This is a genomic window from Candidatus Omnitrophota bacterium, from assembly GCA_025453395.1.
Lineage (GTDB): Bacteria > Omnitrophota > Gorgyraeia > Gygaellales > Profunditerraquicolaceae > JAlOQK01.
Genome location: JALOQK010000004.1, coordinates 105517 through 122562 on the forward strand (window position 1 = coordinate 105517; position 17046 = coordinate 122562).

Sequence of the window (17046 nt, forward strand, 5' to 3'; positions counted from 1 at the left end):
CATTTAAGGCAAATTATGCTATATTTAGCTTCCGATAAGAAGCTTTAAACATAAGGAGAATTGAAAGATGCCAAGACGTAAAAGTTCAGTCAAAAGGACCCGCGCAGACAAGAAAAAATACCTGCGTAACCTGCGCATTACCCGTAAACTAAAAACCGTGTTGAAGGATTTCCAGAAACTGGTGGCTGCTAAGAAAAATGACGAAGCCAAGAAGTTTCTTATGGATGTTTTTTCCCAGCTTGATAAAGCTGCCAAAAAGAATATTATCCATCCCAACCGGGTCAACCGCACTAAATCCCGCTTAAGCAGAAAATTAAGCTAATTTTGCCAACATCTTCTCAAGGGCGAAATGGGGTTTTAACTTTCCGGTTTTAATTTCAATATCACATTCCAGAAGAAGCTTAATTCTGTGTTTGTCAGCCTCCCAGGCATGCCTTAAGCCTCCCATGATGCGTTCGGGTTTCTCGCCTTCCTGAAGAAGGCTTTTCAGTATGGCCAGGGCCTCTTTCTTGCGCCCCGTTTCAATCTGGCGGGCCAGGTCAAAGGCGGTCTTCGGATAAACAACAGAAAAATTAACTACCTTAGAATATGATTTCAATTTATTTATGAACTCATCGCGCTTGTCTTGATAGGATGATTCCAAAATAAGCACCAGATAGCCGGCAGGTTTTTTGGCGTAATCAAGCAGAAAATCTTTTAGTTTAGGCTTAAACGCGTCTATGCCTTTAATAATAATCAGCCTCTTGCCGCTTCCAAAAGGAAGCTGCAGGAATTTTTCCTGCAGTTGGCTTAAATTAAGGTCGCGCGCGTAACAAAGCTCAAGATTAAACTGCGCGGCATTTTTTGGAATGGTCTTTTCTTTGATTTGATCAATAGAGGCGTCTTTTTCTTGGGAGCTTTCCCCCAAAAAAAGATAGATGGATGCAGCATTGCTTACCATTGCTCAACGGTTCTCTCAACTATGCGGCGGGCCAGGTCATTTACCGCTTCATTTATGGCAACAGATTCTGATTTAGCTGCCGGGCCAGAGGTAAAATAGGTGTAGTCTCCGGTAAAGCCTTTTTCTTCCCACAATACCTCATCCTTATGCCGGTCATAAAGCTTCAAATCAACCACAACATTTAACCTGTACTCATAGACATCGTCACTATCAGTATACCTTAAAGGGTCGCGGCGGAAATCCACTAAAGAGCCCCTCAAAACCAGATCCGAAGACTGCTCTTGGGTTGGCTTGAGATTTCCGTCTAACATATACCTGCTGCTGGTGGCCTTGGCAACATCTGTTTCAAGCCCGGGTTTATATAATTTATATTTGTTCCCGGATAAAGCGGCATCCGTAAAATCCATTTTATTCTCAAACTGGGCTATATATATGGTTTTGTACTGCCCGGAAAGCAAAGAACGCGTAGTATAACCGCACCCGGCGGATAAAAGAACGGCAAGAAATAAAGAAAATATTCTTATTTTCATTTTTTGGCCTCTAATTGTTTAAGCCTCTCTTCTGCCTTCTTCGCCCATTCTGTTTGGGAATAAGTATCCAAGATATTCTGATAGTAAATCCTGGCAGACTGATAGGCTTTTTGCTTTTCGTAAAAAGAGGCGATCTGATAATTACTTTCTGCCTCCTTAAGCTTTATCTTTGCAATATTAGCTTCTGCTTCTTTGGATAAAACCGCGTCCGGGTGATCCCTGACAAATTCCTCAAATTTCTCTTTGGCCTCTCCGGCAGCGCCCTGATCATACTGCGGCCCCCTGGATACAGCGGCTCGGCACTGGGCGATCTGATACTGCGCCAATGGCGCCCATTCGCTATTGGGATAGCTGGAGATCACCTTATTAAAAGCCTCTTCGGCCTCAAAATAACGCAACAACTCTTTTAACACCAAACCTAATTTATACTCTGCCTTGGCAGCAAGCGGGCCGTAATTGGAATTCTCCACCACCTTAGCAAAGATTTCTATCGCCGGATTCTCAACCGGGATCGGCAGGCCGGCCAATTTACGTTTTTCACCAGATAGAAAGATCTCTCCTATATTATACTGGCGCTGAATAATTTCCTGGATCCGCTGGGAAAAAGGATATTTATCAATCACCTTTTGGTAGGCCAGAAATGCCTCATAGAGATTATTCTTGGCTTCCTGGATTAAGCCCAAATAATACTGGCTTTCGGCGGCTTCCGCGGCCTTGGGGTAATTCTTGATCAACTTCTTGAATTCCCGGTCCGCCTCATCATAATTCTTGATTTCATATAATGCCAAAGCCGCGGCAAACTGATCTTTAGGGGTGTCCTTTACTGAACTTTTAGGATTAACCCATTTCTTAGTCTGGGGTGTCCAAATCCAGTAAGGATAAGCGCTATGCGCAAAAGTTAACAAAACAATTGTGAACAAAAGGGTTTTTGCTTGCATATTAGGTAAATCTAACACACTGGGGGGCTTTTGTCAAACACAAATAGCCGTTAAGAACCTAGAAGATTTTCAGCGTTTTTATATAATATGCGCTCATGAAGAATCTGGGGCAGGCCCAATCTCGCCAAATACTCCAGGTCTTGCGCCTGGTCCACCAAAGGAAAATCCGTGCCAAATAATAACCTGTCCGGACGATGGCTGAAAAGAAGATCCCTTACTTTTTGATCCGGCAGAAATCCAAAGAAAAAAGAGGTGTCCAGGTATATATCTTCGCCCACAAGATATTTTTCAGCTTCTTCCCAAAGCTTAAACCCTCCAAAGTGCGCGGCAATTATTTTAAGCTTAGGGAATGCTTTCTTGATATTAATTATTCTTTTCCCGGAGGAACGCACCAGCATTGTCCCGGAAAGCTCTTCCCCGCAATGAAAAAGAACCGGTATCTCCAATTCTTCCATGACTTGGTACATCGGAAAAGCCTTTTGATCATCGGCATAAAAGCCCTGAAATTCCGGCTGAAGCTTTACCCCATCCCCATTAACTCTTATACGATTAAGCTCATTCTCCCATTGCGGATAATCCGGATGCATAGAACAGAACACCCGGTAACGCCTGCTTTTAATCCCGAAAAGCCAGTCGTTAATAGAGGGTACCTGTTGCGGCTTGGTGGCTACCGCGCAGATTACACTTGTATCAATATGATTCTTAAGCATGAATTTATCAAGAGTGTTTAAGGTGGGCATGCCCACCATCTTATGCTGAAAAAGAGACTCTAGGTGTTCTCGGGCACGCTCTGCCACCTTATCCGGCCAGGCATGGGTATGCATATCAATGATCATACTAATTCCTGGACTTCAACGTCGGTTAAAACGCTAAAACCTGCTTTGCGCACGATTTTTTCAGCGTCTTTAATATTTTTCTCCGGAATCTCTAAGATACAAATTCCTTTTTCTTTCGGCTGCATAACAAAACCATGGGCATCCACAATATTTATCTTGTGCCCAGACAGAACATCGGTTAATTTATACAGATTCCCGGCTTTATCTTTTATAGAAACTGCCAGGACATCCTTCATTGCCGAGGCAAAGCCGCTTTCAGTAAGCGCCAATTGCGCCTGTTTAGGATAATCAACAAATAATTTCATCATCCCGAAATCGCCCCTGTCCTGAATGGTAAAACCGATAATATTGATTTTCTTCTCGGAAAGGACTTTAGAAACAGATTTTAACCTTCCCGGACGGTTCTCAATGAAAATATTAAGTTGTTTAGCCATTATTGCCCCCTTTTATAATTTATCGCGGTTATCCACTACGCGTTTGGCTTTTCCTTCAAATTCCGGCAATACCCCGGGCTCATGAAGCTCTATCACTGGGCTTATAATAATAGAAGCCCGCAATTCATTCTTGATCTTCTCTTTGATCGTGTCCAATTGAGCAACATCTCCGGTAAAAAGCTTAGAGTATATTTCTACCTTAACAATAAGTTTATCCAGGGTGCCTTCTTTTTCCAGATGGATCTGGTAATTATTCCCCACTTCCGGGATGCGCATGATTATTTCTTCAATCTGCGAAGGATACATATTCACGCCGTTAACGATAAGCATATCATCGGTTCTTCCGGTAATCCGCGAGATCCTGCGGTGCGTGCGCTTACATTTACAGGCACCCTTATAGACAAAAGCCAAATCTCTTGTGCGATAGCGCAATAACGGAGTTGCGCGGCGGGTAAGATGGGTTAAAACAATTTCTCCTTCTTTTTCTTCAGGCAGGATATTGCCTGTCTTAGGGTCAATTACCTCCAGGATATAGCTATCTTCCCACAAATGCATTCCGTTTTTATAGACACACTCAAAACTTACCCCCGGGCCGTTTAGCTCGCTTAGGCCGTAAGAATTATAGACATCAATATCATAAAGAGCCTCTATCTTTTTGCGCGTATTATCTGAATACGGCTCTGCCCCGACATAGGCCTTCTTCAGGCAAAGGTCTTTCTTGCTGAATCCGCATTCTTCCAGCTTTGAATATATATGCAAAAGATAACTCGGAGTGGCATGCACGACGGTGGCCTTAAAATCTTTCATCAAAGAAAGTTGACGCTTGGTATTTCCTGCCGAAGATGGAATAACTGTTAACCCCGCGCGCTCTGCCCCATAATGAAGCCCCAGGCCTCCGGTAAAAAGCCCATAGGTCATCATATTCTGGAAAATATCATTCTTGTCGGCGCCGGTTGCGATAATACAGCGGGCCACCAATTCCGCCCAGTGCTTGATATCTTCTTGGGTATGGTAAATTACCGTGGGGGTGCCGGTAGTCCCGCTTGAAGTATGCACCCTGACCACATCCTGCATATTTACCGCCAGCAGGCCATTGGGGTAACACTGCCTTAAATCATCTTTACTGGTAAAGGGGATGCGTTTTAAGTCATCAAGCGATTTTATGTCGGATGCCGAACGGATGCCGGCTTTTTTCAGGCGGTGGTTGTAAAAAGCAGTATGCATCGCGTAATGCACAGACTGCTTAAGATGCGCCAGCTGCATCTTTTTTAATTCTTGCGCGCTTAAGGTTTCGGTATTCTTATCCCAATAAAATATTTCTTTAGGCATAGTTTAAAGATTGACAATTTCTTCTTTTCCGATAACCCGGATCTTATTTTTCTTTAATAAGGCGACTGCCTTGTCCGGCTGGTCAAAGCGTAAAACAAGAAGCGCGTTTTTGGAGAATTTTTCCACAAATCCGTACATATATTCAAGGTTGATCCCGTCCTGGGATAAAACCTTTAATATCCCGGCCAATCCTCCGGGAGAGTCATCTACTTCAATAGCCACAATATCGCTTAGATGCACTACAAACCCCTGTTTCTTAAGGGCTTTTAGCGCCTGCTGCGGCTTATCTACTACAATCCTTAAAATACCAAAATCCTGCGTCTCAGCAATAGTAAGCGCGCGGATATTGATTTTATTCTTTCCTAAAATATCGCAGACTTCATAGAGCCTGCCCTTGCGATTCTCTAAGAATATGGAAATTTGAGTTATCGTCATCTCTTTCCCCTTTCATTTTATCAGCTTTCAGCTGTCAGCCTTCAGCTATCAGCTAAAGAATTCTTTTATCTATAACTCTTTTGGCTTTTCCTTCGCTTCGCTCAAGGACCTTAGGCTCAACAAGCTTAACTTTCACAAAAACACCAAGCACGGATTCAATTTCTTTCTTAATCTTGTCGGAAAGCGCGCTCAAACTCTTCATTTCATCAGAAAAGAATTTATCTTCCACTTCCACCAAAACTTCCAGCTCATCCATGTCGCCGACTTTTCGATCTACCACAAGCTGATAATGCGGTTTAGTCCCTTCAATGCCCAGAAGAACGTGCTCAATCTGCGACGGGAAGACATTGATCCCGCGCACAATGATCATATCATCTGTGCGGCCTTTGATCTTGCTTATGCGCGGGGATGTCCTCCCGCAACGGCATTTTTCATACTTTATAGAAACAATATCCCGCGTGCGATAACGCAATAAAGGAAGCCCTTCTTTGATAAGCGTAGTAATAACTAATTCCCCGAATTCACCTTCTTTTACCTCTTTGCCGGTTTTGGGGTTTATTATTTCGGGATAAAAAACATCCGAAAAAATATGTAAACCCTTTTTATGCTGGCATTCCTGGGCCACTCCCGGCCCGATGACTTCAGATAAGCCGTAAACATCCGTAGCAAGAATATTCCATGTTTTTTCTATTTCGCCTCTCATGGTCTCGCTCCACGGCTCTGCCCCAAAGACCCCCACTTCCCAACTGCTTTCTTTAGGGTTTAATCCCATTTCCCGGGCTTCTTCTGACATATACAAACAATAACTGGGCGTGCAGGCTAAAATCCTGGGCTTAAAATCATTCATGATCTTTAACTGCCTTTTGGTTTGCCCCGATGAAGCAGGGATTACCGTTAACCCCATCTCAAGAGCCCCATAATGAAAACCTAATCCTCCGGTAAACAAACCATAGCCATAGGCAATCTGGATAATGTCCCCCGGAACAGCTCCAGCGCAGCCTAAGACGCGCGCCATCACTTCTGACCAAAGCCCTAAATCTTCTTTGGTGTAACCAACTACCGTGGGATTGCCGGTCGTCCCGCTTGAGACATGGATCTCGGCTATGTCTTTAAGAGGGCTTGAAAAAAGATTGAAAGGGTAACTATCGCGCATGTCTTCTTTGGTGGTAAAAGGAATCTTTTTCAAATCACGCAAATCCTGTATATCCGAAGGGCGCACTCCAGCTGCTTCTAATTTCTTGCGGTAGAGTTTGTTATTATCCCAGATATACTGCACTTTTTTGCGCAAGCGTTCAGACTGCAGAATTTGCATTTCTCCAGCAGACATACATTCCATATTCTCATTCCAAATCATCTTGCCCTCTCTTCCTGCCTTCTTTAAATATTTTTTTGTTTTCTTCTGGAGCGCGACCTGCAAATTCCTGCTCTATTGATTTAATCCAATTTTCCTCTTTTATCTTAAGATGCGCGGATAAAACCCCCAGTAAAAATGTATTGGCGTATTTTCTATCCTTAAGCTTATTTACTTCTTCTAAATAGCGGCTAAGGTTTACTCCTTCTTTTTTAAGAAACCCTGCAAGCCGCGCTTCTTCATCCGCATGCATAGAAACCAAGAAATCCGCCTGGCCGTAAGGGATAAGGGGAGAAAAAATCTCTTTGCCGAAGCGAAGATGCGATTCTACTGACCCTCCGCGCTGGGCCATGCCATGCACCTCGGATTTCTTAACATGAAACCCGTCAAACATGCAGGCTACCGCGCAAATTTCCGCCATCTTTAAAATCCCCTGCCCGCCTGTGCCGCAAAAAAGTATATTCATTTAGAAATTATCCTCTGGCCTTAAGCGCGCCAAATTTACACGTCTTTACGCATAAGTTGCATCCCGCGCAAAAAGAAATCTCTATTTTAATCTTCCCGTCACTGTCCTTTTTTATCGCCGGGCAGTCCAGGGCTAAACACAGATAACAAGATTTGCAAAGGCCGGCGTCATATTCCGGATAAGGCGCCTTATCTTTTTTTATCAAACGACAAGGATAACGCGCGATAATAACTGAAAGCTTATCTTCAGAAGAGCGCTGTTTAACCAGATTCTCAAGGCTTTCAATATCATAGGGGTTAACCACATCCACATTGTCCGCCCCGCAGGCACGGCAGATATCTTCTAAAATAAGCTTCTTGGTGGCTTCGCCTTTTATGGTGCATCCTGTAGCGGGATGCGGCTGGCTGCCAGTCATGGCAGTAGTGGAATTATCTAAAATAACCAGAACCGCGTTGGTTTTATTATAACTTAAGTTTATTAGGCCGGTAATCCCGGAATGCACAAATGTGGAGTCTCCAATTACTCCCACTACGTTTCTTCCAAGCGCCCGGGTAAAACCCTCTAAGAATGTAACCCCTGCGCCCATACACAGACAGCTATGCAATGCCCCGAGAGGCGCAAGCGCGCCTAAGGTATAGCATCCAATATCTCCGGTAACAATCAATTTTAATTTCTTTAAAACCGAAAAAACATTGCGATGCGGGCATCCCGGGCACATGACTGGTTTTCTTGGGGCAGGTAACCCCGGAGGCCTTTCTTTGCCCTGGACAATATCCGGAATATATTCCGGACGTAATTCTCCAACCCTAAAAGATGGATGCGCAGTTTTAATCTTATTGATCCCGGCTATTTTTAGTTCTTCTTCCAGAAACGGGTCAAGCTCTTCAATAACAAAAATATCTTTCACGCTATCCGAAAATTCTTTTGCTAATTGTCTTGGGAAAGGATACGAAAACCCCAGCTTTAAGAACGAGGCTTCGGGATACATTTCTTTGGCATAAAGATAACCAACGCCAGTTGCAATAAACCCTAATTTTGTATCGTTTATTTCTGCGCGGTTAAGCTTGCTTTTTTCGCTTAGCTTACGCAATTTATTTATTTTCTCTTCTAAAAGGATATGTTTTTTATAGGCATTCCCGGGGACCATGACATACTTCGGGATATCAATTTTAAATTCTCTGGCAGGCGCTTCTTTTCTTTCCCCCAAAAACACATTTTCCTTGGTGTGGGCGACACGAGTAGTCATGCGCAGGATAACCGGGGTATCAAATTCTTCGCTTAGGGTAAACGCGTATTTGACAAAGTCTTTGGCTTCCGAAGGGCTGGAAGGCTCCAATAATGGCAGCTTTGCCCATTTAGCAATCAAGCGGCTGTCTTGTTCGTTTTGCGAGGAATGCAGCCCCGGATCATCGCAAACAACTACCACAAACCCGGCATTTATCCCGGTGTAGGCAGAAGTCATCAGGGGATCCATAGCCACATTCAAGCCAACATGCTTAGAGGCATAAAGAGAGCGCCTGCCGGAAACTGCCGAGGCCAAGGCCACCTCATAGGCGACCTTTTCATTAACTGACCACTGGGAATCTATTTGCTTAAAACAGGCTAGGCTCTCCAGTATCTCTGTGGCGGGGGTCCCGGGGTAACTGGCAGCAAATAAAAGTCCAGCCTCATAGGCGCCTTGAGACAAGGCCTGGTCGCCCGAGAGAAAACCTGACTGCATAAATATCTCCTAAAACTAAATATGCTTAAAACAATGCTCTAGATGGTCTTTAGAATACTTCTTGCCAAAAATGCTAAAAACTACAGCCGCAATAAAAGATATGGGCAAAGCTATGATTATCGGATCTACTACCGTCCAGGGGTAACTGGCTAAAGTAGGCTTATTAAATAAAAGGTTACATAAGCCCAAGGCCTCGGATTCTTTCTGGTGAATGAATAAAAGCCAGAAAAGAGTAGCAAAAAATCCCGTGAACATGCTTGCGATTACCCCTATGCGGGTCATGCCTTTAAAGAAAAGCGCTCCTGCGTAAGCCGGCAAAAAAGTGCTGGCGCATAAGCCAAAAAATATCGCGGTGGCGATAGCAATAATGCTCCCGGGCAGTTTATACCCTAAGATAACAGTCGCTAAAACTCCGAGAATGATCCCGATGCGGGTAAGAAAAACACTTATCTGCGGGCGTTTGCCCTTGAAAATCGCTCCGGCAATAAAATCCCGGCCAAAAGAAGCGCCCAATGTGTGCAGCTGTGAACTTGAGGTAGACATAGCCGCTGATAAAAGCGTCAGCATAAAAACATACACAAACCAGGTTGGCATGGCGTTATTGATATAGGCGGGGATGATTTTATCCACGTTTCCTTCGGCTGCTGCCAAAGAGATCTTCTGGAAAAGCGGATGCTGGTAAAAATAAACATTAGAAAGCGCTCCCACCACAAAGGCCACTCCGGTCATAGCCAGAATAAAAATGCCTCCGACCACTACCGCGCGGTTTATTTCTTTGTTACTTTTAACAGTCATGAACCTGACCGCCAATTGCGGCTGGGCAAGGACTCCAATTCCCACTCCCATCACAATAGTAGAAACAAGCGACCACCAGATATTAGAATTAAACACCGGCATGCGCGTCCAGCCCTGATGGCCTAAATTAGCCAGTTTCGCCGGGACAAGATTAGCCATATTGGTTAACGCCTGATGCGCCGGGACAATCCCGCCTAACTTAACATAGGTAAACACAAGCAGCACAACCATGCCCACGAACATAATAGCGCCCTGGAATGCGTCGGTATACATAACCCCTTTGATCCCGCCTGCCAGCACATAGGAGGTAATAATAAGGGCATAGATCAATAAAGCGGTATTGTAATTAATTTGAGGGGCAAAAGTTGTTTCCAGAAACCGTGCCGCTCCGATAAGAACCGCAGCCGCGTACAACGGCATGAAAATAAATATCACTAAACCGCTAAAACCCTGGATAAAACTAGACTGATATCTCTTGCCTAAAAGCTCCGAAAAAGTATGGGCATCCAGATTATGCCCCATCTTGCGCGTGCGCTTGCCGAAAATAATAAAAGCAATGATAATGCCTGCAAATATATTCAGGAATGTCAGCCATAACAGGCCCATGCCGTACAAAGCGGCCACTCCTCCAAAACCCACGATCGCCGAAGTGCTGATAAAAGTAGCTCCGTAAGAAAGCGCCATAACTACCGGGTGGATATTGCGCCCAGCCACCAGATAATCAAGGGCATTCTTGGTCCTTTTATAGCCGTAATAGCCCAGGTAGGCTATTAAAAAAAGATACACCAGAACTATAATGCTTAAAACAAGCATATTATTCATTATGCCTCCTTAAAGTTTTACCTGCGCGTCTTTTTCTTCCTTGACCCATTTTTTATCTTCCGGGTAAACCGGCTCATCCCCTTTATTCCAATTCGCTATGCCATAAAAAACACAAAATACCGCGCTTAAGATACATAACAGGTACGCTGACCATACCCACGGATCTGGTATCCCAAACATAAAACCTCCCTTGTTAAGGTTAATTACTCATTCCATTTTAGTTTCAGCTGTTTTGGCTGTCAAGCTGAATATCGCCTCAGCTATTGTACCGCAAAGAATGCCGCTTGCCATGGCCAGGTTATCCAAGAACACCGTCGGAACAGCTAATAATCCAAAAATAACCCCTTTGTTCAGGAATAGAAAAATAAGAAATCTAAGATTTAACCCCATCCATAAAATAGCAAAGGCCCAAAATAATGACTCCGGCACGGCAATAAGAAAACGCGCGATAAACAAGCCTAATACGGCCGGCGCCAAAACCACGCTTGCCAATAAGCTTTTCCCGGCATGGGCAAATCCGGTATTTCTCCTTCCCAGCTGTAACCATCCTTTATAATGAAAAAAAAGATGCGCCCAGGAAAACGGCATCATAAAATCATTAATAAGAAAAGTGCGGATATTATGTTTTTTAAAATGCCTAACCTCTAATTCTTTTAAAAGCGCGATTTTCTTTCCCGACAAAGCAATCCTCTGCCCGAATTCAGTATCCACTGCCCAGAATTTCACAGTATTGCCCCAAAGCCCGATGATTTCTTTACGCAGGCCAAAAATGGAGCCGTATAAAAAGGTTACCTCGCGGGGCTGAAGCTGATAGATATAATGCATATACAAATTCTTATACTGGCTTAGAAAATTTTTGTGGGGATTGTCTTTTGAGAGAATTCCGGTAAAGGCGTCTATCCGGGGATTCTGGGAGAGGAAATTTACAATATAAGAAAGATGGGTTTCTTTAATAACCACGTCTGAATCAATGTTAACGATAATCTGCCCGCTTGAACTCTGCAGGCCTTTTAAAAGCACGCCTGCCAATCCCAGATGCCTCTGGCAGGAGATTACTTTATCCGCGAATTTAGCCGCTATACTTGCAGTCTGGTCAGTACTGGCATCATCAATAACCAACAACTCATAATCCTTAAAATCTGACTGGCGGATGGCGGACAGGCATTTTTCAAGAGTGCCAGCCCGATTATGAACAGGCACGATTACGGAAAGAAAAGGCAAAGACAAACCACCTTTCTCTTTATTTTAAAATATAAGAATAGACAAAAGAATAAAAAAATATAGAATATCTCTATTGAGATTAAACCACAACCTCCGGGCTGTCAAGATTATTTTGTTAAGCTTATGGCAAACCAAAAACAAGAATACCAGTGCTGCATCATAGGAGCCGGGCCCGCCGGTATAGGCACTGCTTTAGAATTGGCGCGCCATGGGATAACCGATACCGTAATAATAGACAAAAATAAGACTCCGGGGGGGCTTTCCCGGACTAACCTTCTTGGCGGGGTAAGGTTTGACGCCGGCCCCCATCGCTTCTTCACTAAGAATAAAGAGGTCAACCAAATTTGGCATAATACCCTAGGAAAAGATTTTATTCCGGTAAAACGCATAAGCCATATACTCTACCGGGACAAATTCTTTAAATACCCCGTAGAGCCATTTGATGTATTATCAAAACTTGGGTTAGGGGAATCTATAGAATCTGTTTTTTCTTTCATTTGGGCGCAGCTGAACCAAAATTCATCTCCAGAGAATATCCAAGAGTGGGTCACCCATAAATTCGGCAAGAAACTTTATGAAATATTCTTCAAAACCTATACCGAAAAGGTCTGGGGAGTGCCCTGCGCGCAAATAGAATCCAAATGGGCCTCGCAAAGAATAAAAGGCCTTGATGCCTGGGAATTAATTAAGAACGCTTTCTTAGGCAACAGGCAAAACATTAAAACGCTTATGGATGAATTTGATTTTCCTGTTCTGGGAACCGGGCAAATGTATGAAACAATGTGCAAGAACCTTAGCGATAACGGGTTAACCATCCTTTTAGAAACACAAGCAGCCAAAATAAACCGCCAAGGCAATACAATTACCTCTGTGGAAACTTTAGGGCCCCAAGGAAAGACAAGCCAAATCTTTGCCAAATACTTTTTCTCAAGTATCCCCTTAGCGCATTTATTCCAGAAACTTGAACCTCTGGATTCCGAAGAAATAAATACAGCCGCTAAGGCCTTACGATACCGCGATCATATCACGGTTAATTTTCTGGTCAATAAAACCGGGCTTTTCCCGGACCAATGGATATATATCCAATCTCCGGAAATCCAAATGGCAAGGCTTGCTAATTATAATAATTTCTCAAAAGATATGATAGGCATCCAGAATAAAACTGCCCTGGGCGTTGAATATTTTGTGTTTAAGACAGAGGGATTTTGGCTAAAAAGAGACGAGGAATTAATACTGTTAGCCAAAGATGAAATAGAAAAAACCTCTCTTGTGAACAGAAAAGATATCGAAAAGTCATTCGTATCAAGAGAGACAGAGGCCTATCCGGGTTATTATAACGGCTATCAAAAACCTCTTGAAACCCTAAAAAAGCGCCTTGCCTGTTTTACTAACTTATCCTCTATCGGAAGAGCGGGGCTTCATAAATATAACAACCAGGATCATTCTCTGTTAAGCGGCATATTATCAGCGCGCAATTATCTGAAACTGCCCGGATCCCCGTATTCACTGTGGGATATCAATATTGACGCCGAATACCAGGAAAGCGCGCCAAGATAAAAAAAGAATATTTTTTTAAGTTATGCTATAATTTCAACATGAACGGCATCTTAAGGGAAATTATTGCCAGGCGCGGCTTGATTTATCAGCTTGCATTGAAAGAGCTGAAAACCCGCTATTGCAGGGTCGCTTTAGGGATTATCTGGGCATTTCTCTCTCCTTTTCTGACCGCGGTTATTTTCTACATCATCTTTTCGGTATTCCTAAAAATCAATACAAACGAAACACCTTTCTTTTTATATTTGATGACCGCTGTATTTACCTGGGGGTTCTTTCAGGAATCTCTTCTGACGGCAACCACAAGCCTTATGGCGAACCGAAACCTTATCCGCGAATCCAATTTCCCGCATTACCTGATACCGCTATCCATTGTCTTGGCTAACCTGATTAATTTCTTGCCTTCACTGGCAATTATTATAGCCACCGCTGTTCTTATGCTCAAAGGCGCATCTGTATTTCTTATTGCCCTGCCACTTGTGATATTGCTGCACGCATTGATTACCGTGGGCTTATCCGTATTTTTCTCGGTAGTTTATGTAAAATTCAGAGACATAAAATATATTCTTGACGCGTTGTTGCTTTTTTTATTCTACTCCACCCCTGTTTTTTATACCCTACAAGCAGTTAAAACAACCCTGCCAAAAGGGTTATTTAGTATCTATATGTCTAATCCCTTTGTGGGGATGCTGACTTTATACAGGTTGGCAATCTTAAAGGGATTTCCATATCCAACACAAGAATACGCGAGCGCGGCTTTTATCATTTTTATCCCGCTTTTATTTGGCGTCGTTACCTGCTTATTCGGATTTCTGCTTTATGAGAAGAACAAAAATAAAATCAATGACTACCTCTCTTACTGAAAAGAAGCAGGACGGCTCTGAAACGGCTATAGCAGTTGAAGTTACTGGCGTTTCCAAAAAATTCCCCATGCTTAAGCTTTTAAACAGAGAGGCTGAAAACAGCCGGGAAGGTTTCTGGGCGCTTAAAGATATATCGTTTGAAGTATTGCGCTCTCAGATATTCGGGGTTATCGGAAGAAACGGAGCGGGAAAAACCACCCTTTTAAATGTTATTGCCGGGATTTTATCCCCCACAGAGGGAAAGGTAAAAACTAAAGGCAGAGTTTTAAGCCTTTTTAATCTTGGAGTGGGATTCCAGGATGAATTATCAGGCAGAGAAAATATTTTTTTAAATGGCGCGATACTGGGGGCCACCCGCAAAGAACTTGAAGATAAATTAAAGGCGATAATAGATTTTTCTGAAATAGAAGAATTTATTCATATGCCTTTGGGCACTTACTCTCAGGGCATGCGCCTTAGGCTTGCTTTTGGCATTGTAGCTAACCTTGATTTTGATGTACTATTGGTGGATGAAGTGCTTGCTGTGGGAGATATCTTGTTCCAGAATAAGTGTTTCCAGCGCCTGGTTGATTTGCGCAGAGAAGGCAAAACCTTGGTTATTACTACCCAAGGCATGGAATTAATTGAAAGATTATGCGATAGGGCGATACTCTTAGACCACGGCTGTTTACTATACAACGGCAGCCCGGAAGAAACGGTTAATCAATACCGCCGTCTGGTGGCTACAGAAAGATTCTCCATCGGGCCAATAAAGCCTGCGCAGAAACTAGTAACAAATACCAAAAAATGGGCAGATGATGTTTCCAATTGGGGCAAGAAACTTGGCGCGAAAGAAATAGTGATAGATTCGGTTATGCTACTAAACAGAATCGGTTTCCGGACAAACTGGATAAAAAGCGGTGACCCCCTAAGAGTAAATGTAAAGTTTACCGTAAAAGACAACATAAAAGAACCCCACTTTGGCGTAGCAATATTCAGAGAAGACGGAGTTTACTGTTATGGCCCGAATACTGAATTTGATAATTTCCACATCCCTGAATTAAAAAAAGGCAAGGGATGGTTTGAGTTACGTTTAAAGCGGGTATTACTAGCGCCGGGCATTTATCGCATTTCCGTAGCTATATGGGATCAACATGAAACGCTGGCATTTGATTATCATAGCGGATATTACAAACTGGAAATAAGAGGAAAAAATCAGTATAATAATCTCCTGGATTTTTCCTTTCGCTCTACCCCTGCCGCATGCTTTAGGCATCCTAATGTAAAAACGCTTGATAATAAATGGGGTAAAATTCATGAAAACAGCCCTATAAGGATTTCTGAAATAAAGTTATTCGCGGCATCAGGGGAAGAAAAAGACGTTTTCTATACCAATGAGCCATTTAGATTAGAAAGTGCTCTCTTGGGTGAAGTTATAAAAAAAGACCTTTACCAATGGATAGGCATATACCGTGAAGATGGAGTATATTGTCAGGGGATGGTGATGCCGCTGCGAAAGCATAAAAACTTTAGTATTTGCATGGATGAGCTACCATTATTGCCTGGCAAATACGCAGTTTCGTGGGGCATCTGGGACAAAAACCAAGATGAATTTTTATTTTTTGACCATGGCAGGCGCTCTTTTTGCGTGGTTTCTGAAAAAGAAGACCACGGCACAGTCTTCTTAAAACATAAGTGGCATTGGAGGGTAAGTGAATAAAAGAAAAAAAACGCATCCCTTTGTCAGCATTATTATAGTTAATCTCAATGGGGAAAAATACCTAAAAGACTGTTTGGGCTCGCTTTTAAATATGAAATATCCTAGCGATAAATTTGAAATTATTCTAGTAGACAATGGCTCAACCGATGACTCATTGGAGTATACCCGCAAAGAATTTTCTGTAGTGAAAATAATCAAAAATAATGAAAATAATTACGCCAAGGCGAATAACCTTGGAATAAAACAATCTAAGGGCGAGTATGTTGCCTTGCTTAATAATGACACAAAGGTAGAAGAAAATTGGTTGATAGAACTACTTAAAGTCATTGAATCGGATAATAAAATCGGGGCAGTTGGAACTAAATTATTGCTTCCGGATGGCAAAATTCAGAATGCCGGCCACATCGCACTTCCGAACTTCTATTGGGGGGAAAGAGGTTTCGGGGAAGAGAATTTAAAATACAATGAAATAGAAGAAATGGACAGCTTGTGCGGTGCCGCTGTTTTATATAGGAAGAAATTATTCCGGGAAATCGGTCATTTTGATGAAAATTTTGTAATATATATGGAAGATGTGGATATGGCCTTTAGATTAAGAAAGAACGGATGGAAAGTAGTTTTTGTCCCTACCAGCATTGTTTACCATTTCTTCCATGGCTCAGGAAATAATGATCTATCGCGTTTCTATATTGAAAGGAACCGTCTTTTATTTATTGCAAAACATTATCCTGACAAATTAGAGAGCGCCTTGATGGGAAACGGGTATTTTTCAGCACAGAATAAACTAGATTATTTGGGGAAGATATACGATATTCTGCCAGACGTTATTATAAAATTGCAAGAAAACCATGATGTTAAAATAGTAAAATCCGCGTTGGATGGATTGATGCGGGAATTAATGAAAATAACTAATTGCGAAAACAATGCCTTAGTTAAAGAAATCCTAGCCCTTAAAGATAATTACGAACAAAAAAGTAGGTATTTACAGAAAAGGGAAATTGAATCTTCTTCTATCCAGAAAGAATTATCTCAAGCCCAGACAGAGCTTACCCAGGCCAAAGACCTGCTGGCTAAAAAAGAAACAGAGCTTTCTGAATCCAGATCAACCTTAGG

General features: G+C 42.7%; 18 protein-coding genes. 5 read left to right on the plus strand and 13 right to left on the minus strand.

Annotated features, from left to right (window positions below; translation table 11 throughout):
* Nucleotides 1-67: 67 nt before the first annotated feature.
* Nucleotides 68-322: a 30S ribosomal protein S20 gene (gene rpsT, locus MUF05_05545; GenBank protein MCU0666537.1), complete on the plus strand. Its 255-nt coding sequence runs from the start codon at nt 68-70 to the stop codon at nt 320-322.
* On the opposite strand, the gene MUF05_05550 is transcribed toward rpsT, so the two are convergent.
* From MUF05_05550 to MUF05_05610, 13 genes are read right to left on the minus strand one after another with little or no spacing between them, the layout of a single operon-like run.
* The gene (locus MUF05_05550) at nt 314-940 is read right to left on the minus strand and encodes a hypothetical protein (protein MCU0666538.1); all 627 of its coding nucleotides are present in this window, start codon (nt 938-940) and stop codon (nt 314-316) included. The genes rpsT and MUF05_05550 overlap by 9 nt on opposite strands.
* Nucleotides 934-1470, minus strand: a complete 537-nt coding sequence (gene lptE, locus MUF05_05555) for an LPS assembly lipoprotein LptE (protein MCU0666539.1) — start codon at nt 1468-1470, stop codon at nt 934-936. Before lptE ends, MUF05_05550 begins: the two co-directional genes overlap by 7 nt.
* Nucleotides 1467-2408: an outer membrane protein assembly factor BamD gene (gene bamD / locus MUF05_05560; protein ID MCU0666540.1), complete on the minus strand. Its 942-nt coding sequence runs from the start codon at nt 2406-2408 to the stop codon at nt 1467-1469. Before bamD ends, lptE begins: the two co-directional genes overlap by 4 nt.
* A gap of 50 nt (nt 2409-2458) precedes the next feature.
* The gene (locus tag MUF05_05565) at nt 2459-3244 is read right to left on the minus strand and encodes an amidohydrolase family protein (GenBank protein MCU0666541.1); all 786 of its coding nucleotides are present in this window, start codon (nt 3242-3244) and stop codon (nt 2459-2461) included.
* Nucleotides 3241-3678 carry a hypothetical protein gene (locus MUF05_05570; protein ID MCU0666542.1) on the minus strand — a complete coding sequence of 146 codons (438 nt, stop codon included), beginning with the start codon at nt 3676-3678 and terminating at the stop codon, nt 3241-3243. The genes MUF05_05565 and MUF05_05570 overlap by 4 nt, the downstream gene beginning before the upstream one ends.
* Nucleotides 3679-3690: 12 nt before the next feature.
* On the minus strand, nt 3691-5007 hold the full coding sequence (locus tag MUF05_05575) for a phenylacetate--CoA ligase (protein ID MCU0666543.1): 1317 nt from the start codon (nt 5005-5007) through the stop codon (nt 3691-3693).
* 3 nt (nt 5008-5010) lie between these two features.
* Nucleotides 5011-5442, minus strand: coding sequence for an ACT domain-containing protein (locus MUF05_05580; protein MCU0666544.1), 432 nt, complete (start codon nt 5440-5442; stop codon nt 5011-5013).
* Nucleotides 5443-5494: 52 nt separating this feature from the next.
* The gene (locus MUF05_05585) at nt 5495-6796 is read right to left on the minus strand and encodes a phenylacetate--CoA ligase (GenBank protein MCU0666545.1); all 1302 of its coding nucleotides are present in this window, start codon (nt 6794-6796) and stop codon (nt 5495-5497) included.
* A complete protein-coding gene (locus tag MUF05_05590) occupies nt 6783-7259 on the minus strand; it encodes an indolepyruvate oxidoreductase subunit beta (protein MCU0666546.1) in 477 nt (158 codons plus the stop codon). Before MUF05_05590 ends, MUF05_05585 begins: the two co-directional genes overlap by 14 nt.
* 7 nt (nt 7260-7266) lie before the next feature.
* Nucleotides 7267-8979 (minus strand): thiamine pyrophosphate-dependent enzyme, encoded by a 1713-nt coding sequence (locus MUF05_05595; GenBank protein ID MCU0666547.1) that lies wholly within the window; start codon nt 8977-8979, stop codon nt 7267-7269.
* Nucleotides 8980-8994: 15 nt separating this feature from the next.
* On the minus strand, nt 8995-10596 hold the full coding sequence (locus MUF05_05600) for a sodium:solute symporter family protein (protein MCU0666548.1): 1602 nt from the start codon (nt 10594-10596) through the stop codon (nt 8995-8997).
* Nucleotides 10597-10605: 9 nt separating this feature from the next.
* A complete protein-coding gene (locus tag MUF05_05605; GenBank protein MCU0666549.1) occupies nt 10606-10776 on the minus strand; it encodes a hypothetical protein in 171 nt (56 codons plus the stop codon).
* A gap of 27 nt (nt 10777-10803) precedes the next feature.
* Nucleotides 10804-11817, minus strand: coding sequence for a glycosyltransferase (locus MUF05_05610; protein MCU0666550.1), 1014 nt, complete (start codon nt 11815-11817; stop codon nt 10804-10806).
* A 123-nt stretch (nt 11818-11940) separates the two neighbouring features.
* Between MUF05_05610 and MUF05_05615 the strand changes: the two genes are divergently transcribed.
* The 4 genes from MUF05_05615 to MUF05_05630 form a co-directional block, all read left to right on the plus strand.
* The gene (locus tag MUF05_05615; GenBank protein ID MCU0666551.1) at nt 11941-13374 is read left to right on the plus strand and encodes an FAD-dependent oxidoreductase; all 1434 of its coding nucleotides are present in this window, start codon (nt 11941-11943) and stop codon (nt 13372-13374) included.
* A gap of 38 nt (nt 13375-13412) precedes the next feature.
* Nucleotides 13413-14234 carry an ABC transporter permease gene (locus MUF05_05620; protein MCU0666552.1) on the plus strand — a complete coding sequence of 274 codons (822 nt, stop codon included), beginning with the start codon at nt 13413-13415 and terminating at the stop codon, nt 14232-14234.
* Nucleotides 14191-15933 carry an ABC transporter ATP-binding protein gene (locus tag MUF05_05625; GenBank protein MCU0666553.1) on the plus strand — a complete coding sequence of 581 codons (1743 nt, stop codon included), beginning with the start codon at nt 14191-14193 and terminating at the stop codon, nt 15931-15933. The genes MUF05_05620 and MUF05_05625 overlap by 44 nt, the downstream gene beginning before the upstream one ends.
* The coding region (locus tag MUF05_05630; protein MCU0666554.1) for a glycosyltransferase family 2 protein at nt 15926-17046 on the plus strand (1121 nt) is incomplete at its 3' end. The genes MUF05_05625 and MUF05_05630, both read left to right, overlap by 8 nt.